General features: G+C 65.0%; 21 protein-coding genes. 12 read left to right on the top strand and 9 right to left on the bottom strand.

From position 1 onward, the window contains the following. Window positions 1-24: 24 nt before the first annotated feature. On the bottom strand, window positions 25-1,737 hold the full coding sequence (locus FSY59_RS14640) for a TIGR04028 family ABC transporter substrate-binding protein (RefSeq protein ID WP_187427922.1): 1,713 nt from the start codon (window positions 1,735-1,737) through the stop codon (window positions 25-27). A 220-nt stretch (window positions 1,738-1,957) separates the two neighbouring features. On the opposite strand from FSY59_RS14640, the gene FSY59_RS14635 reads away from it, so the two are divergent. From FSY59_RS14635 to FSY59_RS14625, 3 genes are all read left to right on the top strand, one after another. Next, complete coding sequence (locus FSY59_RS14635; protein ID WP_003050563.1) at window positions 1,958-2,542, top strand: OsmC family protein; 585 nt, start codon at window positions 1,958-1,960, stop codon at window positions 2,540-2,542. 23 nt (window positions 2,543-2,565) lie between these two features. Then, entirely contained in the window at window positions 2,566-3,387 is an 822-nt protein-coding gene (locus FSY59_RS14630) for a VOC family protein (protein ID WP_148729210.1), read from the top strand. Between the two features lie 117 nt (window positions 3,388-3,504). Further along, on the top strand, window positions 3,505-4,755 hold the full coding sequence (locus FSY59_RS14625; RefSeq protein WP_148729209.1) for an Hsp70 family protein: 1,251 nt from the start codon (window positions 3,505-3,507) through the stop codon (window positions 4,753-4,755). Window positions 4,756-4,853: 98 nt separating this feature from the next. Here FSY59_RS14625 and rsmI read toward each other — a convergent pair whose 3' ends face one another. Continuing rightward, on the bottom strand, window positions 4,854-5,777 hold the full coding sequence (gene rsmI / locus FSY59_RS14620; RefSeq protein WP_148729208.1) for a 16S rRNA (cytidine(1402)-2'-O)-methyltransferase: 924 nt from the start codon (window positions 5,775-5,777) through the stop codon (window positions 4,854-4,856). On the opposite strand from rsmI, the gene FSY59_RS14615 reads away from it, so the two are divergent. The 3 genes from FSY59_RS14615 to FSY59_RS14605 all read left to right on the top strand — a co-directional run bounded on the left by FSY59_RS14615 (window position 5,777) and on the right by FSY59_RS14605 (window position 7,526). Continuing rightward, window positions 5,777-6,178: a YraN family protein gene (locus FSY59_RS14615; RefSeq protein ID WP_148729207.1), complete on the top strand. Its 402-nt coding sequence runs from the start codon at window positions 5,777-5,779 to the stop codon at window positions 6,176-6,178. The genes rsmI and FSY59_RS14615 overlap by 1 nt on opposite strands. A gap of 89 nt (window positions 6,179-6,267) precedes the next feature. Further along, complete coding sequence (locus FSY59_RS14610; RefSeq protein ID WP_003050573.1) at window positions 6,268-6,876, top strand: SIS domain-containing protein; 609 nt, start codon at window positions 6,268-6,270, stop codon at window positions 6,874-6,876. Beyond that, window positions 6,873-7,526, top strand: a complete 654-nt coding sequence (locus FSY59_RS14605) for a BON domain-containing protein (RefSeq protein ID WP_003050576.1) — start codon at window positions 6,873-6,875, stop codon at window positions 7,524-7,526. Before FSY59_RS14610 ends, FSY59_RS14605 begins: the two co-directional genes overlap by 4 nt. A 61-nt stretch (window positions 7,527-7,587) precedes the next feature. Here the strand turns inward: FSY59_RS14605 and FSY59_RS14600 are convergent, their stop codons facing one another. The 3 genes from FSY59_RS14600 to FSY59_RS14590 form a co-directional block, all read right to left on the bottom strand. Next, window positions 7,588-8,499: an NAD(P)-dependent oxidoreductase gene (locus FSY59_RS14600; protein WP_003050579.1), complete on the bottom strand. Its 912-nt coding sequence runs from the start codon at window positions 8,497-8,499 to the stop codon at window positions 7,588-7,590. 148 nt (window positions 8,500-8,647) lie between these two features. Further along, complete coding sequence (locus FSY59_RS14595; RefSeq protein WP_003050582.1) at window positions 8,648-9,784, bottom strand: PilT/PilU family type 4a pilus ATPase; 1,137 nt, start codon at window positions 9,782-9,784, stop codon at window positions 8,648-8,650. A 143-nt stretch (window positions 9,785-9,927) separates the two neighbouring features. Then, window positions 9,928-10,971, bottom strand: coding sequence for a type IV pilus twitching motility protein PilT (locus FSY59_RS14590; RefSeq protein ID WP_003050584.1), 1,044 nt, complete (start codon window positions 10,969-10,971; stop codon window positions 9,928-9,930). 37 nt (window positions 10,972-11,008) lie between these two features. On the opposite strand from FSY59_RS14590, the gene FSY59_RS14585 reads away from it, so the two are divergent. Further along, window positions 11,009-11,740, top strand: a complete 732-nt coding sequence (locus FSY59_RS14585) for a YggS family pyridoxal phosphate-dependent enzyme (RefSeq protein ID WP_148729206.1) — start codon at window positions 11,009-11,011, stop codon at window positions 11,738-11,740. Window positions 11,741-11,905: 165 nt separating this feature from the next. Here the strand turns inward: FSY59_RS14585 and FSY59_RS14580 are convergent, their stop codons facing one another. Continuing rightward, window positions 11,906-13,153: a branched-chain amino acid ABC transporter substrate-binding protein gene (locus FSY59_RS14580; protein WP_148729205.1), complete on the bottom strand. Its 1,248-nt coding sequence runs from the start codon at window positions 13,151-13,153 to the stop codon at window positions 11,906-11,908. A 46-nt stretch (window positions 13,154-13,199) separates the two neighbouring features. Continuing rightward, window positions 13,200-13,970: a TetR/AcrR family transcriptional regulator gene (locus tag FSY59_RS14575; RefSeq protein ID WP_019043137.1), complete on the bottom strand. Its 771-nt coding sequence runs from the start codon at window positions 13,968-13,970 to the stop codon at window positions 13,200-13,202. A gap of 156 nt (window positions 13,971-14,126) precedes the next feature. Between FSY59_RS14575 and FSY59_RS14570 the strand changes: the two genes are divergently transcribed. The 4 genes from FSY59_RS14570 (at window position 14,127) to FSY59_RS14555 (ending at window position 20,945) form a co-directional block, all read left to right on the top strand. Next, complete coding sequence (locus tag FSY59_RS14570) at window positions 14,127-15,725, top strand: AMP-binding protein (protein WP_003050597.1); 1,599 nt, start codon at window positions 14,127-14,129, stop codon at window positions 15,723-15,725. Window positions 15,726-15,794: 69 nt separating this feature from the next. Beyond that, complete coding sequence (locus tag FSY59_RS14565) at window positions 15,795-19,091, top strand: carboxyl transferase domain-containing protein (RefSeq protein WP_148729204.1); 3,297 nt, start codon at window positions 15,795-15,797, stop codon at window positions 19,089-19,091. A 211-nt stretch (window positions 19,092-19,302) separates the two neighbouring features. Beyond that, window positions 19,303-20,445: an aminotransferase class V-fold PLP-dependent enzyme gene (locus tag FSY59_RS14560; protein WP_003050602.1), complete on the top strand. Its 1,143-nt coding sequence runs from the start codon at window positions 19,303-19,305 to the stop codon at window positions 20,443-20,445. Window positions 20,446-20,534: 89 nt separating this feature from the next. Continuing rightward, on the top strand, window positions 20,535-20,945 hold the full coding sequence (locus FSY59_RS14555) for an FKBP-type peptidyl-prolyl cis-trans isomerase (RefSeq protein WP_003050606.1): 411 nt from the start codon (window positions 20,535-20,537) through the stop codon (window positions 20,943-20,945). Here the strand turns inward: FSY59_RS14555 and norR are convergent, their stop codons facing one another. Further along, entirely contained in the window at window positions 20,946-22,532 is a 1,587-nt protein-coding gene (norR, locus tag FSY59_RS14550; RefSeq protein ID WP_148729203.1) for a nitric oxide reductase transcriptional regulator NorR, read from the bottom strand. 159 nt (window positions 22,533-22,691) lie between these two features. Between norR and hmpA the strand changes: the two genes are divergently transcribed. Continuing rightward, on the top strand, window positions 22,692-23,870 hold the full coding sequence (gene hmpA, locus FSY59_RS14545) for an NO-inducible flavohemoprotein (RefSeq protein ID WP_148729202.1): 1,179 nt from the start codon (window positions 22,692-22,694) through the stop codon (window positions 23,868-23,870). Between the two features lie 209 nt (window positions 23,871-24,079). Here the strand turns inward: hmpA and FSY59_RS14540 are convergent, their stop codons facing one another. Further along, complete coding sequence (locus FSY59_RS14540; protein ID WP_003050615.1) at window positions 24,080-24,325, bottom strand: DUF3297 family protein; 246 nt, start codon at window positions 24,323-24,325, stop codon at window positions 24,080-24,082. Window positions 24,326-24,375 lie beyond the last annotated feature (50 nt).

Genomic DNA, 24,375 nt, shown 5'->3' with positions numbered 1-24,375 from the left:
TGCGCCTCCTTGATCGGTGCGCACTCAGCGCTTGGCCAGCCAGGTGCTGTAAAAGCTGGGACGGCCCACGGCCTCGAAGCCCACCTCACGCACCCAGGTTGCACCCGCGAAGGCCTGGGGCTCCTCGAAGATCGGGATCACATAGGCCTGGTCGATCAGGTAGTTCTGCACCTCGCCGGTCAGCGCGAGGCGCCGGTTGGCATCGGTCTCGGCCGCGATGGCATCGAACAGGCGGTTGAGCTTGCCGTCCTCGAAGGACTTGACCTTCTGGCTCACACCGCCTTTTTGCAGCAGCACGTTGCGGTTGCTCGGGTAGTAATTGCTCTTGATCACGTCGGGATCGGCGCGGCCCACCATGCCCGGCAGCACGCCGGTCTTGTCGGGGTCCAGCGTGTCCACCGTGCGGCTGCCCGAGTCTCCGGCCAGCACATTGAGCTTGATGCCCAGCCTGGCCCATTGCTGGGCCACCAGCTGCAGTGTTTCCTTGTTCTGTGGCTGGGGCAGGGATTCGTAGGTCGAGAGCACGAAGTCCTGGCCGTTCTTCTGGCGCAGGCCGTTGGCGCCCAGGCTCCAGCCGGCCTCGTCGAGCAATTGCCTGGCCCTGGCCTCGTCAAAGACCAGCTTGGCCGACAGGTCCACATAGCCGGCTGCCGTGGAGGCGATCACCGAACGAGCCTGCGGGTAGCGCGGCGAGAACAGGGTTTCGACGATCTCCTTGGTATTGGTGCCATGCAACAGGGCCTGGCGCACCTTGAGATCGGCCACCAGGGCGTTGTCGGGACGGATGGCGATGCTGTTGTTCACGCCGCGCGTGGAAGGCGCGTAGATGCTGAACTTCTGCTGCTCCACGCGCTTTTCGTCGTAGGCCTGGACCTGGCGGATGAAGCCGGCCTGGCCGGCCAGCAGCGCGCCTATGCGCACGCTGTCCTCGGGCGTGACGATGAACTTGACTTCATCCAGGCGTGCGCGGCCCTGGTGGGCCAGCTTGGCCGGGCCCCAGCTGTAGTCCTTGCGCGCCTTGAGCACCAGTTCCTTGCCCAGGGTCTCGCTGGCCACCACGAAGGGGCCCGAACCTATGATGCGCATGGCATCGCCAAGCTCCTCGAATGGACGATCCAGCGTGGCGGGCGAGACCAGGCCCGAGCCGATCACCGAAGTGCCCTGGAGAAAGCCCGGCGAGGGTTTCTTGAAGAAGAACTTCACGGTCAGCGGATCGACGACTTCGCTGCGTTCGTAATTGTTGATGACCTCGGAAACCGGCTGCTTGAGCGCCTTGTTGCCCAGACCGTAGGTGTCGAAGTTGCGCGCCACGGCGGCCGCGTCCAGCGGCGATCCGTCCGAGAAGCTCACGCCGGAGCGCAGCTTGAAGCTGTACTCGGTGGCATCGGCGTTCACGGTCCAGGATTCGGCGATCCAGGGCTGGATCTCCAGTGTCTCGGGGTCCTGGTAGGTCAGCTTGTCCGTGATCTGGTTGAGCACGCCACCGTTGGGATAAAAGCCGCCGGCAGGCGGATAGAGATTGGTGTGTGCCTGCTGCTCGAGGTAGACCAGGGTGCCGCCCAGGACCGGTTCCGCCGAGGCGCCGGCCTGGGCCGTGCCGGATTGCCTGGAGCAGCCGGCCAGCAGCAAGCTGCCCGTCAGTACCGCCACGGCGGCCCATAGGGAGCGGCGTCGGGCCGGCCTGTTCACCGGCTGTTTTATCGATGGATCCGTCTGCGAAGGGAAAAACACGTTCATACCTCGTCGCCACATGGCGTTGAAAACTCAGGTTCCGGACGCATCGCGCAGCGACCGACCGGATTCATGGTTCTCATGCTATCGACGCCAAATATTCGTGTTCATATATTGAGTAGCATCGTTATTCGAAAAACAACTAAGCGGTGCGAGGCCGCATATTTGCAAAGCGCATAAGCGCAGACGAATTCCTTTGTTGGCCCGGCAGGCCGCTCTCACAACAATGGCCTGGCATTCCCTTATCGAAAGCCCGCTCATGAGTCATCTCAACGAATATCTTTCCGAAAAACGCGCAGCCGTGCTGGCACGCAGCGCCGCCATTGCGGCGGGCACGGCCCAGGCCGCCAGACTCAAGGCCAGCGTGCGTGCAGAGGGGCGCAGCGGCGTGCGCCGTCTGCGCATCCGCGAACACCAGGTCATCAGCGACAGCCCGCCCGATTTCGCGGGTTACAACCTCGGCCCTAGCTCGCCCGAGCTGCAGTTGGGCGTGCTGGGCACCTGCGTGACCCATATCTTTCTGATCCAGGCGGCCGAGCGCCAGGTGCCGCTGGAGAGCCTCGAAGTCGAGGTCACGGGCGTCATCGACCCGCGCGGCGGCAGGCCCGGCCATGAGGCGACGCCGATCTGGCCACACGACATCGGCTATACCGTGCATATCGATTCGCCGGCCAGCCGCGCCGAGATCGATGCGCTGTTCGAGGCCGTGGAGCGAACCTGCCCCATCCTCAACCTGCTGCGCAACCCCCAGTCCATCCGCGCCGAAGTGCGCCATACCGACTCCAGCGCGCCCGAGCGCCTGGCGGCCTGAGAACCTTTTGGAAAGACTTTTGCATGAGCCTGCCACTCGACCATATCGTCATCGCGGTCCAGGACCTGGAGCGCACGATTGCCAACTATCAGTCCCTGGGTTTCAACGTGCTGCGCGGCGGCGAGCACCCGGGCCGCTCCACGCACAACGCCCTGGTGGTCTTTGCCGACGGCGTCTATTTCGAACTCATTGCCTGGCGTGCGCCCGCGCCCGAGGAGCGCTGGTGGCAGCAGTTGCAGCAGCACGGCGAGGGGCTGGTCGACTTTGCGTTGCTGCCCTCCGAGACCGGCGCCGTGGTGGCTGCGGCCCAGGCGCGCGGCCTGGGCTATGAAGCGCCTTATGAGGGCGGACGTCTGCGTCCCGACGGAGAGCAGCTGCGCTGGCGCAATGCACGCCCTCCAAGCCAGGATCTGCCGTTTCTGTGCGGCGACCTGACGCCGCGTGTCTTGCGCGTGCCCGAAGGCCAGGCCCGCGTGCATCCCAATGGCGTGACCGGCGTGGCGCGCCTGGAAGTGGCGGTGCAGGATCTGCAGGCCAGCCTGGCGCGCTGGCGGGCACTTCTCGGCGATGCAGTGAGCGTCGGCCCGCTGCGGGTATCGGCCGACGGCAGCACGCAGCAGGTATCGCTGGGTCTGGGCGCCACCGAACTGGTGCTGGCTGCAGCCGTCCGGGCTGCGGGCCCTCTGGCCCAAAGATTGGCCACGCGCGGCGAAGGCCCTTATGCGGTCGTGCTGTCGGTGCCGCGGCAGGCGACAGCAGGGGCACTGGACGAAGTTGCCACCCACGGGGTGCGCATTGAACTGGCACTGCATTCCGGCAGCGAGCTGGAAACCGCCGCCGCCTAGGCCCAATAAGGGGGCGCTAGAATAGCGCCCCCGCTGACACCCATGCCCACTTCGGTGGGCGTTTTCGTTGCGGCCGCGTGAGCCTTTGCGGGCCGGTGCGGTGCAGCGCCGCCTTTCATGACCAAAGCTCTCACGCCTGCCACTCTGGGCATCGATTTCGGAACCTCCAACTCTGCTGCCGCCTATCGCCTGCCTGGCAGGGTAGCCAGTCTGCTGCCGCTGGAAGGCGCTGCCACCGGCATGCCCACGGCACTGTTCTTCAATACCGAAGAGCACAGCACGCATTTCGGCCGCGATGCCATGCAGCAGTATCTGGCGGGCGAGGAAGGGCGTCTGATGCGCTCCCTCAAAAGCCTGCTGGGCAGCAGCCTGTTGCTGGAAAAGACCGCGGTGCACGAGCAGCTCGTCAGCTACCAGGACATCATCGCGATCTTTCTCAAGCGCGTGGCCGATCAGGCACGCTGGGCGCTGGATGGACGTCTGCCGGAGCGTGTGGTGCTGGGGCGTCCCGTGCATTTTGTCGACGAGCACCCGGCGCGAGACCGCCAGGCGCAGGATGCCCTGGCCGCTGCGGCGCGCGCCGCCGGCCTGGGTGAAGTCAGCTTTCAGCTGGAGCCGATTGCGGCGGCACTGGACTACGAGCAGCGCCTGGGTGAGGAACAGCTGGTGCTGGTGGTCGATATCGGCGGCGGCACATCGGACTTCACGGTGGTGCGTCTCGGTCCGCAACAGGCTGGGCATGCCGATCGTACCCAGGACATTCTGGCCACCACCGGCGTGCATATCGGAGGCACGGATTTCGACCATCGTCTCAATGTGGCCCAGGTCATGCCGTTGCTGGGCTACAAGCACATCGGCCCCAGCGGGCGCGAGGTGCCCAGCAGCGTGTTCTTCGATCTCTCCACCTGGCATCTGATCCAGTGGCTGTACACGGCCAAGGCCCTGGCTTCGGCGCGCGGTCTCAAGAGCGATTACAGCGATCAGCAACTGCACCAGCGCCTGATGAAGGTGCTGGATTGGCGTGAAGGCCATAGGCTGGCCGATGCGGTGGAGCAGGCCAAGATTGCGGCTTCGCAAAGCCATGCTGCCTCGGCCATTGCCCTGGACTGGCTGGAGCAAGACCTGCCTGCGGCCATCTCCCCGGAGGTTCTGCAGGAGCAGTTGCAGGCCTTGCTGCTGCAGGTGGTCGAATGTGCGCAGGACTGTGTGCGCCAGGCCGGCGTGGCGGCACCAGACGCCATCTATCTGACCGGCGGCTCGTCGGCCCTGCGTACCCTGCGCGATGCGCTGCGCGTCGCTTTCCCCGATGTGCCGCAGGTCGAAGGCGACCTGTTTGGTGGCGTGGCAACCGGTCTGGCCTATGCCTGAGCCTGAAGCCCCCTGAGCCGCGACGCCGAGGGACGCACCAGCGCTGCGGGGCAGCCCTGCCAGGCGTCTCAGGTTTGTACCGCGCCCGGTTGACGTACTTATTCCTCTTCGGCGGCCCGCTTGAGTTCCAGCGCCCGGTCATAGAGCGTGTTGCGACTGGCCCCAGTGATTTCGGCGGCCAGCTTCACGGCCGTCTTGGTCGGCAACTCGGCCAGCAGCAGCTTGAGCACGCGCTCGGCCTCGCCCGACTCTTGCTGCACCGCCACGGGGTGCAGCACGATGGCGAACTCGCCCTTGACACGCTGCGGCGAGGCCTGCAGCCAGGCTGCCAGCTCGTGGGCCGGCATGCTGGCGATGTCTTCAAACTGCTTGGTGATTTCTCGCGCCAGCGTGACGCGACGCTCGCCCAGCAGGGCCAGGGCTTGGGCCAGCTCGATGATCCGGTGCGGGGCTTCCAGCAGCACGGTGCAACGCGGCTGGTCGGCCAGCTTTTGCACGGCGGCCAGTCGTTCAGCATTCTTGGTGGGCAGGAAGCCGGCAAACACAAAACCGTTTTCGCCCTGTGCTGGCGTGACGGCACCCGCCACGCTGATGGCCGATGTCACGCTGCTGGCTCCGGGCAGCGGAATGCTGCGCAGACCCACGGCCTGCAGCGCCGCGCACAGGCGCGCGCCCGGGTCGCTGACGCCGGGCGTGCCTGCATCGCTGACATAGGCGATGCGCTGGCCTTGCTGCAGACGCCCGATCACCTGCTGGGCGGCTTCTGCCTCGTTGTGCTGATGCACGGCCAGCAACTGGCTGCCGGGTCGGTCCAGCCCATAGCTGCGCAGCAGGCCCTGGGTGTGGCGCGTGTCTTCGCAGGCTATGCAGTCCACGATCTGCAGCACATGCAGCGAGCGCAGGCTGATGTCGGCCAGATTGCCAATCGGCGTCGCCACCACATACAGGGCTCCCTGCGGATAATGCTGGGAAGCGGCCGCGTCATGTGCGGCAGTCAGTGCAGAGGCGAAAGAGGTAGTCAATGGATCTCCTTGGAAAGCGGCCCAAGCCGGCGCAAAGCACAACCGCACGCGGGCAGCAGGCCGAGGATGCCGCGTTGGCCCATTTGCAGGCGCGGGGCCTGAAGCTTGTCGAGCGCAATTATCGGACGCCGGGCCGTGGTGGTGGCGAAATCGACCTGATCCTGCGTGACCGCGACGGGTCTTTGGTGTTCGTCGAAGTCCGCAGCCGCAACACCGAGCGCTTCGGCGGTGCCGGCGGCAGCATCGGCCGCCTCAAGCAGCAGCGCATTGTGCTGGCCGCCAGACACTATCTGATGAGGCTTGCGGCAGCGCCGCCATGCCGCTTTGATGTGGTGCTGGTCGACAGCTCCGGGAACCAGATGCGCATCGAGTGGCTCCAAGCGGCATTCGAGGCACTTTAGTCGCCGCGTCATGGTTGTGCGCAACACTGATGCGCAAATAACGGTTTGCTACCAAAGAGATAACAGGTGGCGGGTATCATCGGGCCTCCATGCTAGAGCAACGAATTCAACAGCATTTCATCGACAGTGCCGACCTGAAGTACCAGGCCGCCCAGGCGCTGAGCCAACCTATTGCTTCCGCCGTACAGGCCATGCTGGCCTGCGTGACGGGCGGCGGCAAGGTGCTGGCCTGCGGTACGGGCGTCTCGGCCAGCGATGCCCAGTTATTTGCCTCCCTGTGCGTGACAGGGTTCGAACGCGATCGTCCCGAGCTGGCGGCCGTGGCCCTGACTTCCGATGGCGGCCTGCTGGGCAGCGTGGGAGCCACGGGCTCCGGCGGCAATGCCAGCCAGTATCTGGCGCGCCAGGTGCGAGCGCTGGGGCAGCCCGGTGACCTGCTGCTGCTCATGTCGGTGACCGGCAACGACATGGCCGTGCAGGAAGCCCTGGAGGCCGCCCACGAGCGCGACATGATGGCCGTGGTGCTGACAGGCCGCACCGGCGGCAATCTGGCCACCACCGTGCGCGAGACCGATGTACTGATCTGCGTGCCCCACGACCGTGCGGCGCGCGTGCGTGAAACCCATACCTTGATCCTGCACTGTCTGGCCGACGGTGTGGACTCTCAACTGCTTGGTGACCAGGAGATGCCTTTATGAAGTTGAAGTGGACCCGTGTTGCATGTGCGGCCCTGACCGTTGCCGCTCTGGGTGGTGCCTTGAGCGGTTGCGTGGCTCTGGTGGGCGGCGGTGCCGCCGTGGCAGGCATGTCGGCAGTGGACAGGCGCACTACCGGCACACAGGTTGAGGACCAGGGCATAGAACTGCGTGCCGGCAATCGCATCAGCGAGGTGATGGGCGAGAAGGCCCGCGTCAGCGCCACCAGCTACAACCGTGTGGTGCTGCTGACCGGTCAGGCCGGCAATGCGACGGACAAGGCAACCATAGAGAAGCTGGTACGCGAGCAGGCGACCGTGCGCGAGGTCTACAACGAGATCGAGGTCGTGCCTTTCACGGCAACACTGGGCCAGCGCTCTCAGGACTCTCTGATCACGACCAAGGTCAAGGCCAGCCTGGTCAATGCCAAGGACATTTCATCGTCGGCCATCAAGGTCGTCACCGAGAACAACGTGGTCTATCTGATGGGCATAGTCACGCCGCGCGAATCCAAGCGTGCAGCCGAGATCGCTCGTGGCGTCAACGATGTGAGCAAGGTTGTGCGCCTGTTCGAAGTCATCTCCGAAGAGGAACTGGCCGCGTCGACATCCAGGGCTGCACCGGTGGTCGAAGACCGCTCCAGCATGAACTGAAGCGGATCTACAGGCATGAAAAAAGCCGGACCCAGGTCCGGCTTTTTTCATGGGCCGGCGCTTAGCGCAGGCGCTGGATCAGGCTGGAGGTATCCCAGCGATTGCCGCCCATGGCCTGCACATCGGCATAGAACTGGTCCACCAGCGCGGTGACGGGCAGGCGTGCGCCATTGCGCTGGGCCTCGGCCAGAACCAGTCCCAGATCCTTGCGCATCCAGTCCACGGCAAAGCCGAAGTCGAACTTGCCCACGGCCATGGTCTTGCCGCGATTGTCCATCTGCCAGCTCTGGGCGGCGCCCTTGCCGATCACGTCGAGGACCTTCTCCACATCCAGGTCGGCACGCAGACCAAAGGCAATGGCTTCGGACAGTCCCTGGACCAGGCCCGCAATGCAGATCTGATTGACCATCTTGGTCAGCTGGCCGTTGCCGCATGCACCCATATAGGTAAAGGCGCGCGAGAAGGCGTCAGCCACCGGGGCAACCTGGTCGAATACCTCCTGATCGCCGCCGCACATGACGGTGAGCTGGCCGTTGACCGCACCGGCCTGACCGCCCGATACCGGGGCGTCCATGAAGTGCAGGCCGCGCTGGCGGGCCTGTGCATACAGCTCGCGTGCCACCTGCGCCGAGGCTGTGGTGTGATCTACAAAGATGGCCCCAGGCTCCATGCCGGCGAAAGCACCGTCGTCTCCCAGCGCAATCGAGCGCAGGTCGTCATCGTTGCCCACGCAGCAAAAGACCATGCGTGCGCCCTTGACGGCTTCGCGGGGCGTGGCCCCACGGCGGCCGCCGACAAATTCCTCGACCCAGGCTTCGGCCTTGGCAGCGGTGCGGTTGTAGACCGTGACCTGATGGCCTGCGGCAGCCAGATGCCCGGCCATGGGGGAACCCATGACACCCAGACCCAGAAAGGCCACGGGCGTGGAAGTGCAGGGTGCGTAGCTGCGGGAGGCGATGGTGGCTGTGCTCATGAAATCCTCTAAGACTTGGTACGGAACAGTTCGATCATGGTAGCGCCGCAGTGCATGGCCGTGGCGGAGCGCAGGGTCCTGGCCGGCCCTGCCGCACCCCAGCAAAGCCAGCGCTCCACCTGTGGGAGGAGATGCCGGCGCCTTGGGGTTAGACGATGGTCAGATGCTCGGTGCCGGCTGCCAGGTCCAGAGTCCGGGCGCGCTGGCTGTTGAGCTTGATCTGCAGACGCAGGTCGTTGACCGAGTCTGCATTGCGCAGCGCATCTTCGTAGGTGATGAGATTGGATTCGAACAGGTCGAACAGCGCCTGATCGAAGGTCTGCATGCCGATATTGCGGCTTTTCTTCATGATCTCCTTGATCTCGACGACCTCGCCCTTGAAGATCAGGTCGGCAATCAGCGGAGAGTTGAGCATCACCTCGATGGCGGCGACACGGCCCTTGCTGTCCTGCTTGGGAATCAGACGCTGGGAGATGATGGCCCGCAGGTTCAGCGACACATCCATCAGCAGCTGTGGACGGCGTTCTTCGGGAAAGAAGTTGACGATGCGGTCCAGCGCCTGGTTGGCACTGTTGGCATGCAGCGTGGCCAGGCACAGGTGACCGGTTTCCGAGAACGCAATCGCGTGCTCCATGGTTTCACGGTCGCGGATTTCGCCCATCAAGATCACATCGGGAGCCTGGCGCAGCGTATTCTTGAGCGCCGCTTCCCAGCTTTCGGTATCCAGTCCCACCTCGCGTTGCGTGACCACGCAGTTCTTGTGCGGGTGCACGAATTCCACGGGGTCTTCCACCGTGATGATGTGGCCGAAGGAGTTCTCGTTGCGCCAGTCCACCATGGCGGCCAGCGTGGTGGATTTGCCGGAGCCCGTCGCGCCGACCAGAATGCACAGGCCGCGCTTGGTCATGGTGACCTCCTTGAGCACCTGTGGCACGCCCAGGCCGTCAATCGTGGGCAGGGTGGTGGGAATGGTACGCAGCACCATGCCGACCTTGCCCTGCTGCATGAAGGCATTGACGCGGAAGCGCCCCACGCCGGCCGGCGAGATGGCGAAGTTGCACTCCTTGGTGTGCTCGAAGTCCGCCACCTGCTTGTCGTTCATGATGGAGCGCGCCAGGGCCAGCGTATGCAGCTGGCTCAGCGGCTGTGGCGAGACCTTGGTGACCTTGCCGTCAATCTTGATGGCGGGCGGGAACTCCGCCGTGATGAACAGGTCGCTGCCGTTGCGGCTGACCATGAGCTTGAGCAGATCGTTGATGAATTTACTGGCCTGATCGCGTTCCATGATCACTCCTTGTCCGGTGGCCAACAGCAAGGGCCACTCTAAAAACTGGCGCGGCCCGGAAGAGAAACACCGAGCAAGGGCCGCCCCGCCGCGAAGGTGTTGTCCCCCTCAGGGGGAAGCGGCAACGCCGCTCAGGGGGAACCTTATCCAGGGAAGTTCTCGGGAATCTTCGCCTTGCTGCGCGCTTCGGCCGGGCTGATGAGGTTGCGGCGCACCAGATCGGTCAGGTTCTGGTCCAGGGTCTGCATGCCCATGTTCTGGCTGGTCTGGATGGTGGAGTACATCTGCGCCACCTTGGCCTCGCGGATCAGATTGCGGATGGCAGGCGTGCCCAGCATGATCTCGTGCGCGGCCACACGGCCCTGGCCGTCCTTGGTCTTGCACAGCGTCTGCGAGATCACTGCCTGCAGCGACTCGGAGAGCATGGCGCGCACCATTTCCTTTTCCTCGGCCGGGAACACGTCGATGATACGGTCGATGGTCTTGGCGGCCGACGAGGTGTGCAGCGTGCCGAACACCAGGTGACCGGTTTCGGCCGCCGTCATGGCCAGACGGATGGTTTCCAGGTCCCGCATTTCGCCGACCAGGATCGCGTCCGGATCTTCACGCAGCGCGGATTTCAGGGCTGCCGCGAACGACAGCGTCATGGGGCCGACTTCGCGCTGGTTGATCAGGCATTTCTTGGACTCGTGCACGAATTCGATGGGGTCTTCCACCGTCAGGATGTGGCCGTACTCGGTCTCGTTGAGATAGTTGACCATGGCCGCCAGCGTGGTGGACTTGCCCGAGCCCGTGGGGCCCGTCACCAGCACCAGGCCGCGCGGCTTCAGTGCCAGGTCGGAGAAGATCTTGGGGGCGTTGAGCTGCTCCAGCGTCAGGATCTTGCTGGGAATGGTACGGAACACGGCCGCCGCGCCGCGGTTCTGGTTGAAGGCGTTGACACGAAACCGCGCCAGGCCTTCAATTTCGAACGAAAAGTCCACTTCCAGAAACTCTTCGTACTGTTTGCGCTGGGCATCGCTCATGATGTCGTAGACCATGGCGTGCACGGTCTTGTGGTCCAGCGGATCGATGTTGATGCGACGCACATCGCCGTGGACGCGAATCATGGGGGGCAGGCCTGCCGACAAATGCAAGTCCGAAGCCTTGTTCTTGACACTGAATGCCAGCAATTGCGTGATATCCACGGAGATCCCTCTCTGGTTTGGTACTCTGGCGCCAATTATGACGACGATTGAAAACAATCTGGGGCAGATTCATGCCCGCATTGCAGCCGCTTGCGCCAGTGCAAGCCGGCCCGTGACATCGGTGCAACTGCTGGCCGTTTCCAAGACCTTCGGCGCGGATGCGGTGCGCGAGGCAATGCTGGCCGGCCAGCGCAGCTTTGGCGAGAACTATATCCAGGAGGCCGTGGAGAAGATTGCCGCCGTGCGCGCCATGCAGTTGGCCGGCGCCGAGGCGCTGCAATGGCATTGCATAGGCCCCATCCAGAGCAACAAGACGCGGCTGGTGGCCGAGAATTTCGACTGGGCCCAGACCGTGGACCGGCTCAAGATCGCCGAGCGTCTTTCGGCCCAGCGTCCCCAGGGCATGGCACGGCTCAATGTCTGCATTCAGGTCAATGTGGATGGCGGCGCCACCAAGTCCGGCGTCCTGGCCGAGCAAGCGCTGGAGCTGGCCGAAGCCATGGTGAAACTGCCCAATCTGCAGCTGCGCGGCATCATGAGCATTCCCGACGACACTCCTGATTTCGAAGCGCAATGCGCAGTCCATAAAAGGGCAGCATTCATTTTTGATGCCATAAAGTCCAGCGGGCTCGCGGGGCTGGAGCATTTCGACACGCTGTCCATGGGCATGACCGGCGATCTGGAAGCCGCCGTGGCGGCAGGCAGCACCATGGTGCGAGTGGGCAGCGGAGTGTTTGGACGGCGTACTTACAGTACACCAACCCCCTGAGCCGCTACGCGGCTTCCCCCTGGCCGGGCGCCCCTCTCTCTGCGCGCTGCGCGCTATGGGAGGGGGACGACAGCTTCGCGGCGAGGCGGCCCTTGCTTGCTGTCTCTGGTGGGGGGCCACGCCCGCTGCAAGCCCAGTGACAGAGTCGAAGACCCGTCCTCATTTTTACGGCCGTTTCATCTGGCACTCCGTGGGTAGATCAAGCTGCTGGGCGGAATAGACGGCGTCGGTTCTGAAACCGTAGTTCGTGCCTTCCCAGCCGGTCTTGACCAGCTTGCCATCTACTGGGGCGATGGTGTTGACGACCTGGGGCAGCAGCAACTGATGGTCCTTGCCGCGCATCTTGACGGGGCCGAATACGGTGTCCATGGACATGTCCTCCATGGCTTTGGCAATTTTCACGGGCTCGGTGGACTGGGCCTTGGCCATGGCAGCGGCCAGCATGCGCGGCACCAGGTCCATGCGCGGGGCCAGAAAGTCCTGGTTCATCCTGGCCTTGTACTCCCTGGCCCGGGCGTCGGCCTGGGCGCGGTCGGCCATGCCGGGGTGCCATTCCGCGACCCAGGTCACCTGGCCTATCTTTGCCTGGGAAATCGAGGTAACGGTGCCCGGGAAGCCGCCTGCGCTGTGGTTGAAGTAGCGCAGGTTGTAGCCCGAGTCGCCGGCCGACTTGAGCAGCAGGGCCAGATCCTGGCCCCAGTTGCCGGTGATGACCGAATCGGTGCCGACCTCCTTGATCTTGGCCACATAGGGCGCAAAGTCCTTGATGCGACCCATGGGGTGCAGGGTCTCGCCCACGAACTGGATATCCGGTCTTGTCTTGGCAACCATGCTGCGGCCGAAGCTGGCCCATTGCTTGCCATGGGCATAGTCCTGGTTGAGCAGAAAGACTTTGCGGATCTCGGGCTGGGTCTTGATGTAGTTGGCGATGGCCTGCATGCGCATGGCCGTGTTGGCGTCGAACATGAAATGCCAGAAGCTGCAGGACTTGCCGGTCAGCTCGGGATCGATGGAGCTGTGGTTGAGTATCAGCACCTCCTTGCCCGGATTGCGCTGGTTGTAGCGCGCCGCCGCCTGCACCAGCGCCGTGACCACCGATGAGCCCGAGCCCCCCGTCACCACCACGCGTGCGCCCTGGTCTATGGCGGCCTGCAGCGCGCTCTGGCTTTCCTGGGCCGAGAGCTTGCTGTCGAACTGCAGCAGCTGGAACTTGGCTCCGTTGTAGAGGCCGCCCTTGGCATTCACGTCATCGACGGCATAGAGCACATGGTTGCGCATGACTTCCCCCACATTGGCAAACGGGCCGGAGAGAGGGTCGATGAACGCGATCTTGAACGGCTCTGCCGTCTGGGCGGATACGGTGCAGGCACAAAGGCCGGCGGCCAGCGCAAGGGCTGAGAAGCGAACTGACATGGTTTTGTCTCCAGGAGTTGGAATGGCGCCTTGGCCTTCGAGGCTCTCAGCTGGCGCTGTTGGTGGTGGACGAAGCGCTCTTGCGGCGCCTGGGGGGCGAAGAGGTCTGCGCTGCCGGCGCCGGTGCGGCCCTGGCCGCACGCTTTCGCGCAGGGGCCGCCGCAGTGCGCAGGCCCAGCACGCGCGAGGCCAGATCGGTGAGCTCGACCACCATCTCGGCCGGGCCCAGCTTGCCGCCAGGCTGATACCAGTTGTAGAGAAATCCGGGCAGGCTGCAGGCCGCCTGGGCGGTGATGCGGGTGTCGCGGAAATCGAAATGCCCGCTGGCGCGGCCTTCGTCGAGCAGGGCGCAGAACTGCTTGTAGAACTGCTGGGCCACATTGCGCGAGGCCTTGAGATAGGCGGGGCTGAAGGCCTGCGGCTCGCGGTAGGGGAAGAAGCCCGCCGGGTAGTGCGCAATGGTGGCGGCAATCAGTCGCTGAAGGCCGTCGATGGCCTTTTCATGCGCGGGGCGCGGGTCGTCGACCGCAAAGTCGAGCACCGTGAAGCAGGCCTCGGTCGGTGCCCAGCAAAGGGTTTCAAAGATCTCCTGCTTGTTGCGAAAGTAGTAGTAGACAAACGGCTTGGTCACGCCGAGCGCCTGCACGATCTGCTCGATGGTGGTGTTGGCATAGCCATAGCGGTCGAACAGGGCTTCGGCGGCCTTGAGAATGCGCTCGCGCTTCTCGTCGGAGCCAGCGGTGGGCAGGCGCTGGCGGCCGCGCGGCGCCACGGGCGCAGCCGGCTTTTTCTCGGTCTTTCTGGTTGTGGCGGGCATGAGGGTTTGCGTGTGTCGCATTCGTTATACCAATGGGTAGCATTGTTCTACCGGCAGGTATACATTGACAAGACGCCGAGCAGCAGATTGCCATAAGGCAATCCCTGAGAAAGTGGCGCCGCTGTTCGGTCTATACGAGACACCCAGGAGACAACCATGGCTGAATCCGAAATCCTCATTCCCCTGCATGAGGCCTTGCGCCGCAATGCGCGCCAGCATCCCGAGCGCGATGCCTATATCTGGTACGGACAGCACATCAGCTGGCGCCAGGTGGATGAGGCCAGCGATGCCGTGGCCGCGCATCTGCAGCAGCTGGGCGTGAAGCCCGGCGAGCCCGTCGCCCTGTTCATGAACAACTGCCCGCAGTACATCGTTGCGCACTACGCGGTGCAGAAGATCGGAGCCATCGTCTGCCCCTGCGGGCCGCTGAACAAGGAGCACGAGCTCGAATACCAGCTCAATGATCTGCAGGCGCGGATCATCATCGCGGCCGATGTGCTGCTGCCCGTGGTCGACAAGGTGCGCGGCAGCACCGCGCTGCAGCATGTGCTGGCCGTGCGCTACGGTGACTGGCTGCCCGCCAGAGCCACGCTGCCCCTGCCTGCCGAGCTGCAGGCCCCCGTGCAGCCGCTGCCCGCCGATGTGACCTCCTTCTGGGATCTCATGCACAGCGGTGCCAGGCCTGCGCCAGTCGACGTGGGCATGGACGAGGTGGCGCTGATGACCTATACCTCGGGGACCACGGGCCTGCCCAAGGGGGCCATGCTGAGTTTTGGCGCGGCCGCCTACAAGACGGCCGGCGCGTCCCGGGTGACCGGCGTCAGCGCCGAGGATGTATTGCTGGCTGTGGCCCCGCTCTATCACATCGCCGGCATGTCCATGGGGGTGAACATGCCCGTGCATTCGGGGGCGACCTGCGTGCTGCTGCATCGCTTCGATCCGCTGGCCGTGGCGCAGGCGCTGGAGCGCTACCGCGTCAGCTGGTGGTACAGCATCGCGCCCATGAATGTGGCGCTGATGCAGGTGCCCGGCGTGGAGAAGATGGATTTCAGCGCGCTGCGCCGCAACACCGTCACCAGCTTCGGCATCACCTATACCGAGGATCTGGCGCAGCAATGGCGCAGGTTCGCGCCCAATGCCATCTCCAGCGAGGCGGCCTACGGCCTGTCCGAAACCCACACCATGGATACCTTCATGCCGGGCGATGCCATCCGCTGGGGCACGCATGGCAAACCTGCGCCGGGCAACGAGATCCGGGTGATAGATCCGGAGACCGGCGCGCCGCTGGCGGCAGGCGAGGTGGGCGAGATCATCATTCGCGGCCCGGGCAACTTCAAGGGCTACTGGAACAAGCCCGAGGCCACGGCCAAGACGCTCAAGGACGGCTGGGTGCATACCGGCGATATGGGCAAATTCGATGCGGACGGCTATCTGACCTTCATCGGCCGCTTCAAGGAAATGATCAAGGTCTCGGGCTACAGCGTCTTCCCCGAAGAGGTGGAGACGATTCTGATCAAGCATCCGGCCATCGCCCAGGCTGCCGTGATCGGTGTTGCCGATGCCCAGAAAGGCGAGGTCGTGCGCGCCTTCATCGTGCGCAAGCCGGGGCAAAGCCTGGAGGCGGACGGGCTGCTGGCCTGGAGCAAGGAAAACATGGCCAGCTACAAGGCTCCGCGCGAGGTGCGCTTCATCGATGCGCTACCGGCCACGGGCGCAGGAAAGGTGCTGCGCCGTTTGCTGCGAGATATCCCCTGAATTTTTTGCATCAAAAGTGGTTGTGACCATTGATTGGTGAGCGCTAAAAGCTACTAAAACGAGAGTCCTATGTTCAAGAAAGTCCTGATCGCCAACCGCGGTGAAATCGCCCTGCGCATCATCCGAGCGCTGCAGGAGCTGGGCATTGCCAGCCTGGCGGTGTACGCCGCCGATGATGCGGCGGCCGCGCATGTGCGGGCCGCTGACGAGGCGCAGGCACTGGGCGCCAGCGGACCGGCTGCCTATCTCGATGGTGCGCAGCTGCTGCGGATTGCGCAGCAGCACGGTTGCGATGCGCTGCACCCGGGCTATGGCTTTCTCAGCGAGAACGCAGACTTTGCGCGCGCCTGTGCGGCAGCGGGCCTGCGCTTTATCGGCCCGACGCCAGAGCAGCTGGCGCTTCTCGGCGACAAGGCCAGGGCCCGTGCGCTGGCGCAGCAATGCGGCGTGCCCCTGATGCCCGGCAGCCCCGAGGCCGTGACGCTGGAGCAGGCCCAACAGTTCTTTGCGCGCCAGCAGGCCGACGGGGCCAGCGGCATCATGATCAAGGCCATTGGCGGTGGCGGCGGGCGCGGCATGCGTGCGGTCACCGAGGCTGCAGAAGTGGCGGCCGCCTACCAGCGCTGCCGCAGCGAGGCCCAGGCAGCGTTCGGCGTGGACGGCGTCTATGTCGAGCGGCTGATGAGCGGCGCGCGCCATATCGAGATTCAGCTGCTGGGCGACGGCAGCGAATGGCCGATGGCGCTGGGCGAGCGCGAATGCACGCTGCAGCGGCGCTTTCAGAAGCTGGTGGAGATTGCACCCAGCCCCAGCCTGACGCAGCCGCTGCGCGAGCGCATCACCGAGGACGCGCTGCGCATGGCAGCCAGGCTGCGCTACGAAAGTCTGGGCACGTTCGAGTTTCTGGTCGATCTGCAGTCCGAGTCCCTGCCCTATGTGTTCATCGAGGCCAACCCGCGTCTGCAGGTGGAGCACACGATTACCGAAGAGGTCTTTGGCGTCGATCTGGTGCAGGCCCAGATCCGCATTGCGGCGGGCGAGCACTTTGCCGACCTGGGCCTGAATGTGAATGCCCCGCCCAGGCCGCGAGGCTATGCCATGCAGTGGCGCATCAATGCCGAAACCCTGGATGCCCAGGGCCACTCCCGCCCCGGCGGCGGCCGCATTGCCGAGCTGCACTGGCCGCAAGGGCCGGGCATACGCCTGGACGGTCATGCGCAGCAGGGGGCCAGTCCGTCGCCGCACTACGACACCTTGCTGGCCAAGCTCGTCGTGCACAGCCACGCGCCGCGTTTCGAGGATGTGCTGCGCCGCTCCCGGCGCGCGCTGGCCGACTGCCGCATTGCGGGCCTGGCCACCAATCTGCCGCTGCTGCAGGCCCTGGCCCAGCGGCCCGAGATGCTGGAGCAGACCGTGCACACGCGCTGGCTCGAAGAGGTCCTGCCGCAGCTGGTGGAGGCTGCAGAAAAGATAGCTTCAAGCGCAAGTCATTCAAAGAATTCAGATACTTTTGAGTCTGAAAACAATGTATACCAAGCGCATCAAGCTCCTGAAAATGCTGTGCTGGCTCCCATGCCCGCCAGGGTCGTGCAGTGGTCTGTGGCGGTGGGCGAGACGGTGGCCAAGGGCGCCGAGCTGGGTATTCTCGAAGCCATGAAGATGCAGCATGTGTTGTTCGCGCAGGCTGCGGGCCGGGTCCAGGTGCTGTTGGCGGAGGCCGGCAGCTATGTGGCGCAGGACCAGGCCTTGCTGGTGCTCGCGCCCGTTCAGGGCGATGCGGCGCATGCCGAGGTGGCGGCGCAGCGGCAGGACCCGGGCCACATCCGGGCCGATCTGCAGCGCGTCAAGGATCGCCATGCCTTCACGCTCGATGCCGCGCGGCCCGAGGCCATGGCCAGGCGCCACGGCCAGGGCAGCCGCAGCGCGCGCGAAAACATTGCCGATCTCTGTGATGAAGGCAGCTTCATCGAGTACGGGGCGCTGGCGATTGCTGCGCAGACACGCAGGCGCAGCCTCGACGATCTGGTGGCCAACACGCCGGCCGACGGCATGGTGACGGGCATGGGCTCCATCAATGCAGCCCAGTTCGGCGCGGAACGGTCGCGCGCCGTGGTCATGTCCTATGACGCCACGGTGCTGGCCGGCACCCAGGGGGCGCGCAATCACGCCAAGACCGACCGCATGCTGGGCATCGCGCTGCAGCAGAAGCTGCCCGTGGTGCTGTTTGCCGAAGGCGGCGGCGGCCGGCCCGGCGATACCGATACCCCCGTGGTTGCGGGCCTGCATGTGCATACCTTCGCGGCCTATGCGGCGCTTTCGGGTCAGGTGCCCGTGGTGGGCATCACCCACGGCCGCTGCTTTGCAGGCAATGCCGCGCTGCTGGGTTGCAGCGATGTGATCATCGCCACGCGCAGCAGCAATATCGGCATGGGCGGACCGGCCATGATCGAGGGCGGCGGCCTGGGTGTCTTCCGGCCCGAGGAAGTTGGCCCCGCCAGCGTGCAGCATGCGAATGGCGTGATCGACATCCTGGTCGACGACGAGGCCCAGGCCGTGGCGGCGGCCAGGCACTATCTGTCCTTCTTCCAGGGGCGCATCGACCAATGGTCCGAGCCCGACCAGCGTCTGCTGCGCCACGTCGTGCCCGAGAATCGCCTGCGTGCCTACGACACCCGCGCCGCCATGGCCGGGCTGGTGGACGAGGGCAGCCTGCTGATGCTGAGAGTCGGCTTCGGCGTCGGCATCCACACGGCGCTGGCGCGCATCGAGGGCCGGCCCGTGGGGCTGATGGCCAACAACCCGGGCCATCTGGGCGGTGCCATCGATGCCGATGCGGCGGACAAGGCGGCGCGCTTCATGCAGCTGTGCAATGCCCACGGCATCGCCATCGTCAGCCTGGTCGACACGCCCGGCTTCATGGTGGGGCCGGAGATCGAGAAAACCGCCCAGGTGCGCCATGTCAGCCGGCTGTTCGTCATGGCGGCCAAGCTGCGCGTCCCGTACTTCAGCGTGGTGCTGCGCAAGGGCTACGGCCTGGGCGCCATGGGCATGACGGCGGGCAGCTTCCATGCGCCCATCTTCAATGTGGCCTGGCCCACGGGCGAGTTCGGCGCCATGGGTCTGGAAGGGGCAGTGCGGCTGGGCTTTCGCAAGGAGCTCGAAGCCCTGCCCGAGGGCGCGCAGCGCGAGTCGCTGTTCGAGAAGCTGCTGGCCCAGCAATACGCACATGGCGAGGCCATGCACATGGCAGCCACGCTGGAAGTCGATGCCGTCATCGACCCCGCGGAGACCCGCGCCTGGCTGGTGCGCGGCCTGGCCGGTGCGCGCCTGCGCGAGGAAGGCAGCCGCTTTGTGGACACATGGTAAACGCTGATGGGGGCATCGAAATTTCAACGTTTAATCGGTTGCAATCTCCGACCCATAAAGCGCTTTCAGCTCATGTTTTTGATATGAACTGCATACGCAAAACCATATTCCGGCTCATGCTAAGCTGAATGTCTTGCACCAGCGCCCCGGCGGCCCAACGGCTGCTCCGGGGTGTTTTTGATTGCCCAGTATTTGCGATTGGAGATATCCCATGCCCGGACTTTTGCCCGACGTCGATCCCGATGGCCTGCTTGAATTCTCGGTGGTCTACACCGACCGAGCGCTCAACCACATGTCCAAGAAGTTCGTGGGTGTGATGCAGGACATCCTGGGCATGCTCAAGGATGTCTATCACGCCAACACGGCCGTGCTGATTCCTGGCAGCGGCACTTTCGGCATGGAAGCCGTGGCGCGCCAGTTCGCCAACCGCGAGCGGGTGCTGATCGTGCGCAACGGCTGGTTCAGCTACCGCTGGACGCAGATCTTCGATGCCGATGCAGGCCTGGGCGGCGGCTCCGTGGTCTGCAAGGCGCGCAAGCAGGGCGAGGGCAGCCAGGATCCCTGGGCGCCATGCCCGGCGGAGGATGTGGCCGAGACCATTCGCGTGGAGCGCCCCAAGGTGGTGTTTGCCCCGCATGTGGAAACGGCCAGCGGCATCATGCTGCCCGACGAATACCTGCGCACCGTCGCCGATGCCGCGCACGAGGTCGGCGCGCTGTTCGTGCTGGATTGCGTCGCCTCGGGCGCCATGTGGGTCGATATGGAGAAAACCGGCGTGGACGTGCTGATCTCGGCGCCGCAAAAGGGCTGGAGCAGCTCGCCTTGCTGCGCCATGGTCATGCTCTCGGCGCGTGCCCGCGAGGCCATAGAGCACACGCAAAGCTCCAGCTTCTCCTGCGATCTGAAGAAGTGGATGCAGATTGCCGAGGGTTACGAAAAAGGCCAGCATGCCTATCACACCACCATGCCCACGGATGCGCTGCTGCGCCTGCGTGACGTGATGCTGGAGACGCGCGAGTACGGCTTTGCCAAGGTGCGCGAAGAACAGATGGAGCTGGGGCGCAAGGTGCGCGAGCTGCTGCAGTCGCGCGGCTTTCCCAGCGTGGCGGCCGAGGGCTACAAGGCTCCAGGCGTGGTTGTCAGCTACACCACGGATGCGGAAATCCAGAGCGGGCGCGCCTTTCTCAAGGTCGGCCTGCAGACCGCCTCGGGCGTGCCGCTGCAATGCGATGAAGGCCCGGACTTCAAGACCTTCCGCATCGGCCTGTTCGGCCTGGACAAATGGCATGACTCGGATCGCTCCGTGGCGCATCTGTCCAAGGCGCTGGACGATATCGGCATTGCCCTGATCTGAGTCAATGCAGCCGGCAGCATGGCTGCCGTGACATTTTTCCGGCCCGACTTCGCACTAAAGTCGGGTTTTGTTCATTCAGCGCATCCGATATGAAAAACGCAATCACCGTGATCGGGCTTGTATGGGCCATGGGTGCTGGCGCAGCGGTTCATGCTGCGCCGGTCACCACTGCCAGCGGGCTGGTCTATGAAAGCCAGGTCGAAGGCACGGGCCCCAGCCCCAAGGCGACGGACACCGTCAAGGTGCACTACCGCGGCTACTTCCCCGATACCGGCAAGGAGTTCGACAGCTCCTATGCCCGCAAGCAGCCCATCGAGTTCCCGCTCAATGGCGTGATCCCCTGCTGGACCGAGGGCGTGCAGAAGATGAAGGTCGGCGGCAAGGCCAAGTTCACCTGCCCGCCAGCCATTGCCTACGGCACACGCGGCGCGGGTCGAGCCGTGCCGCCCAATGCCACGCTGAACTTCGACGTGGAGCTGCTGGGCATCCAGGGCCGCTGATCAAGGCCTGTCTATCTCCAGCCGCCTGGCCAGGCGCTGCAGATTGGCGCGATCGAGCTGCAGCTCGCGCGCTGCGGCGGCCCAGCTGCCCCGGTGGCGGGCCAGGCTGGCGCTGACCAGTTGGCGCTCATAGGCGCTGACGGCGGCGCGCAGGCCGGCCTCGGGCGCCGCTGCCGGTGTGGCCGGGTCGCTGGCGGCCGCAGTCTGTCCGGGGGCAGGCGCCTCGGTCCGCTCCCAGAGATCGGCAAGCCCCAGCGTCACGATGCGCAGCCGGGCGCCGGCGCGGCTGGCGCTGCCGTCATGGCGGCTCAGGGCCCTGAGCACGGCACGGCTGATGCAGTGTTCAAGCTCGCGCACATTGCCGGGCCAGCTGCGATTGAGCAAGGCTGCCTGTGCGGCTGCATCGAGGCGCAGGCCTCCCAGCCTGAGCCTGGAGCGGTTCTCCTCGAGGAAATAGCCCGCCAGCTGCAGCACATCGCTGTCGCGCTCGCGCAGCGGCGGCACATTGAGCGGATAGACGTTGAGGCGGTGATAGAAGTCCGCGCGCATGCGCCCGGCGCCGACTTCCGCAGCCAGGTCGCGGTTGGTGGCGGCGATCACGCGTACATCCACATGATGCTCCCGGTCCGAACCCAGGCGCTGCAGCTGGCCGCTTTGCAGCACGCGCAGCAGCTTGGCCTGCACGGGCAGCGATAGTTCGCCGACCTCGTCCAGAAACAGCGTGCCCTGATGCGCCTGCTCGAACTTGCCGCTGCGCTCGCTCAGCGCTCCCGTGAAGGCCCCGCGCACATGGCCGAACAGCTCGCTCTCGACCAGGTTGTCGGGCAGGGCCGCGCAGTTGATGCTGATCATGGGCTTGCCGGCCCGGCCCGACTGCGCATGCACGGCCTGGGCCACCAGCTCCTTGCCGGTGCCGGTTTCGCCGGTGATGAGCACGCAAAGATCGCTGGCGGCGACCAGGGCAATGTCTTTCTGCAACTGGCGCATGACAGGGCTTGCGCCCTGCAGTCCGCGTTCCGGCGGTGTGGCGGGGCTGCCCGAGCCGGCGGCGCCGCGCGCGAGCTGGGACAGCTGGTGCACGCGCTCGGCCGTGGCCACGGTGGCCGCAGCCAGATTGCTGAAGGCCTGCAGCATGGCCAGGGCCGCAGGGTCGGCAAAGCGGCGCGGCTCCAGTGCGTCCAGCGTCAGCAGGCCCCAGGGCAGGCCGCCCAGCTGCAGCACGCAGCCCATGCAGTCATGCACATGCAGCTCGCTGATGGCCTGGCCCTTGTGCGCTACCAGCCCGTCATAGGGGTCGGGCAGGGGGCTGTCGGGCTCGAAGCGCATGGCCTGGCCGGCCGCCAGCAGCTGGGCAAAGCGCGGATGCTCGGCGAGGCGAAAGCGTCGGCCCAGCGTGTCCGGCATCAGGCCGTCGATCGCCATGGGGCGCAGCCATTCGCCTTCCAGCTTCAGCAGGGCGACGGCATCGGCGGGCAGCAGATTGCGCAGCGCGGCCAGCAGACGGCGCAGGCGTTCGCGCTCGGGCAGGTCCTGGGCCAGATCGGCGATCAGCGGGCTGACAGCGTTGAGAATATGGGAAGTTGTCATAACGACAGCGTTAGGTGTCAAAAAGACAGCAATTGAGCAATGTCATATTGACGCATACTTCTGCAAGCCATTGTTTTGCAGTGGTATTGAGGCTGGCACGCCGCTTGCACTCACTGGTACAAGCCTTGCAGCTGGCAAGGCAGCAACCAGGAGATTTGCATGCTTACCGAACGTCAACGCGAGATCGTCAAGGCCACCGTGCCGCTGCTGGAAACCGGCGGCGAGGCGCTGATCACGCATTTCTACCAGACCATGCTGGGCGAATACCCCGAGGTGCGCCCGCTGTTCAACCAGGCGCACCAGCAAAGCGGCGCCCAGCCGCGTGCTCTGGCGCACAGCGTGCTGATGTATGCCAAGAACATCGACCGCCTGGAAAACCTGGGCAATCTGCCCGCCCAGATCATCAACAAGCATGTGGCACTGCAGGTGCAGGCCGAGCATTACCCCATCGTGGGGGGCTGTCTGCTGCGCGCCATTCGCGAAGTGCTGGGCGCCGAGATTGCCACGGACGAGGTGATCGCTGCCTGGGCGGCGGCCTATCAACAGCTGGCCGACATCCTGATCGCGGCCGAGCGCAGCGTGTACGAGCAGACGGCGGCGGCCGAAGGCGGCTGGCGCGGTGCGCGCGCCTTCAAGCTGGTGCAAAAGCAGGTCGAATCGGCCGAGATCACCTCGTTCTATCTGGAGCCTGCGGACGGCGGCGCGGTGATCACCCATCAGCCCGGTCAGTACATCGGCTTGCGCGTGGTGGTCGACGGCCTGGAGCAGCGCCGCAACTATTCGCTGTCGGCAGCTGCGAACGGCAGGAGCTATCGCATCAGCGTCAAGCGCGAGGCCGGAGGCAAGGTCTCCAGCCATCTGCACGACCAGCTGCACGTGGGCGATACGCTGGAGCTGTTTCCGCCGGCCGGCCATTTCACCCTGCAGGCCGGCGCCAGGCCTCTGGTGCTGATCAGCGGCGGCGTGGGCATCACGCCCACGCTGCCCATGCTGCAGGCCGCGCTGCCCACGGGTCGCGAGATCACCTTTATCCACTGCGCGCGCGATCGCGGCGTGCATGCCTTCCGCGAGAAGATCGATGCGCTGGCCAGCCGCCACGAGCAGCTCACGCGCCGCTATTGCTACGACCAGGCGGATGCCGGCGACGAGGTCGATGCCCAGGGCCTGCTGAGCACCGACCGACTGGCCCAGTGGCTGCCCGCGTCGCGCGATGCCGATGTCTACTTCCTGGGGCCGCGCGGCTTCATGCGCAGCGTCAAGCAGTCGCTGCGCGAGCTGGGCGTGCCCGACGCCCAGGTGCACTACGAGTTCTTCGGCCCGGCAGAAGCCCTGGCTTGATTGAGTGAATGCTCATTAAAAAAGAGCTGTTAGCGCATGTATTACTTGGTTTCATCGCTGAAAGCATTTGAAGCCCTTGTAAATAAAGCGCAAACAGCTCTTTTTATTGGAGCACGGCCCGAGTCGGTGTCGGCAGGCCAGGGGCATGACACCCCGCAGCGAGGCCGTGGAAGGCGGGGGCCGCCCGGGCGCGCAAGCGCCTCAGGGGGTCAACGGTAATACGCTTCGACCGTGCCCTTGAGCTTGATCAGCAGGGGCTTGCCCTTGCGGTCCAGGGTCTTGCCGGCGGGCACCTTGACCCAGCCTTCGCTGACGCAGTATTCCTCGACGTCGAAGCGATCCTTGCCGTTGAAGCGGATGCCGATATCGTGCTCGAACACGGCGGCCACATGGTGGGGGCTGCGAGGGTCAACGGACAGATGGTCGGGCAGTTCGGGGCGGGTGGCTTCGGTCATGATTTCTCGAGAGTCAGGGAATACAGGAGCGCTATTTTCGGTGCAATTGC

This window comes from Comamonas sp. Z3, assembly GCF_008121565.1.
GTDB classification, from domain to species: domain Bacteria; phylum Pseudomonadota; class Gammaproteobacteria; order Burkholderiales; family Burkholderiaceae_C; genus Comamonas; species Comamonas brasiliensis.
This window is presented reverse-complemented; position numbering and strand designations above follow the sequence as displayed.

Excerpts from the sequence above, each read along its gene's own strand:
- FSY59_RS14555 (WP_003050606.1), top strand. The coding sequence starts at position 20,535 with ATGAAAAACGCAATCACCGTGATCGGGCTTGTATGGGCCATGGGTGCT.
- norR (WP_148729203.1), bottom strand. The coding sequence starts at position 22,532 with ATGACAACTTCCCATATTCTCAACGCTGTCAGCCCGCTGATCGCCGAT.
- FSY59_RS14615 (WP_148729207.1), top strand. The coding sequence starts at position 5,777 with ATGGATCTCCTTGGAAAGCGGCCCAAGCCGGCGCAAAGCACAACCGCA.
- FSY59_RS14605 (WP_003050576.1), top strand. The coding sequence starts at position 6,873 with ATGAAGTTGAAGTGGACCCGTGTTGCATGTGCGGCCCTGACCGTTGCC.
- FSY59_RS14575 (WP_019043137.1), bottom strand. The coding sequence starts at position 13,970 with ATGCCCGCCACAACCAGAAAGACCGAGAAAAAGCCGGCTGCGCCCGTG.
- hmpA (WP_148729202.1), top strand. The coding sequence starts at position 22,692 with ATGCTTACCGAACGTCAACGCGAGATCGTCAAGGCCACCGTGCCGCTG.
- FSY59_RS14565 (WP_148729204.1), top strand. The coding sequence starts at position 15,795 with ATGTTCAAGAAAGTCCTGATCGCCAACCGCGGTGAAATCGCCCTGCGC.
- FSY59_RS14625 (WP_148729209.1), top strand. The coding sequence starts at position 3,505 with ATGACCAAAGCTCTCACGCCTGCCACTCTGGGCATCGATTTCGGAACC.
- FSY59_RS14580 (WP_148729205.1), bottom strand. The coding sequence starts at position 13,153 with ATGTCAGTTCGCTTCTCAGCCCTTGCGCTGGCCGCCGGCCTTTGTGCC.
- FSY59_RS14595 (WP_003050582.1), bottom strand. The coding sequence starts at position 9,784 with ATGGAACGCGATCAGGCCAGTAAATTCATCAACGATCTGCTCAAGCTC.
- FSY59_RS14630 (WP_148729210.1), top strand. The coding sequence starts at position 2,566 with ATGAGCCTGCCACTCGACCATATCGTCATCGCGGTCCAGGACCTGGAG.
- FSY59_RS14585 (WP_148729206.1), top strand. The coding sequence starts at position 11,009 with ATGACGACGATTGAAAACAATCTGGGGCAGATTCATGCCCGCATTGCA.
- FSY59_RS14610 (WP_003050573.1), top strand. The coding sequence starts at position 6,268 with ATGCTAGAGCAACGAATTCAACAGCATTTCATCGACAGTGCCGACCTG.
- FSY59_RS14640 (WP_187427922.1), bottom strand. The coding sequence starts at position 1,737 with ATGAACGTGTTTTTCCCTTCGCAGACGGATCCATCGATAAAACAGCCG.
- FSY59_RS14600 (WP_003050579.1), bottom strand. The coding sequence starts at position 8,499 with ATGAGCACAGCCACCATCGCCTCCCGCAGCTACGCACCCTGCACTTCC.
- FSY59_RS14560 (WP_003050602.1), top strand. The coding sequence starts at position 19,303 with ATGCCCGGACTTTTGCCCGACGTCGATCCCGATGGCCTGCTTGAATTC.
- FSY59_RS14540 (WP_003050615.1), bottom strand. The coding sequence starts at position 24,325 with ATGACCGAAGCCACCCGCCCCGAACTGCCCGACCATCTGTCCGTTGAC.
- FSY59_RS14570 (WP_003050597.1), top strand. The coding sequence starts at position 14,127 with ATGGCTGAATCCGAAATCCTCATTCCCCTGCATGAGGCCTTGCGCCGC.
- FSY59_RS14635 (WP_003050563.1), top strand. The coding sequence starts at position 1,958 with ATGGCCTGGCATTCCCTTATCGAAAGCCCGCTCATGAGTCATCTCAAC.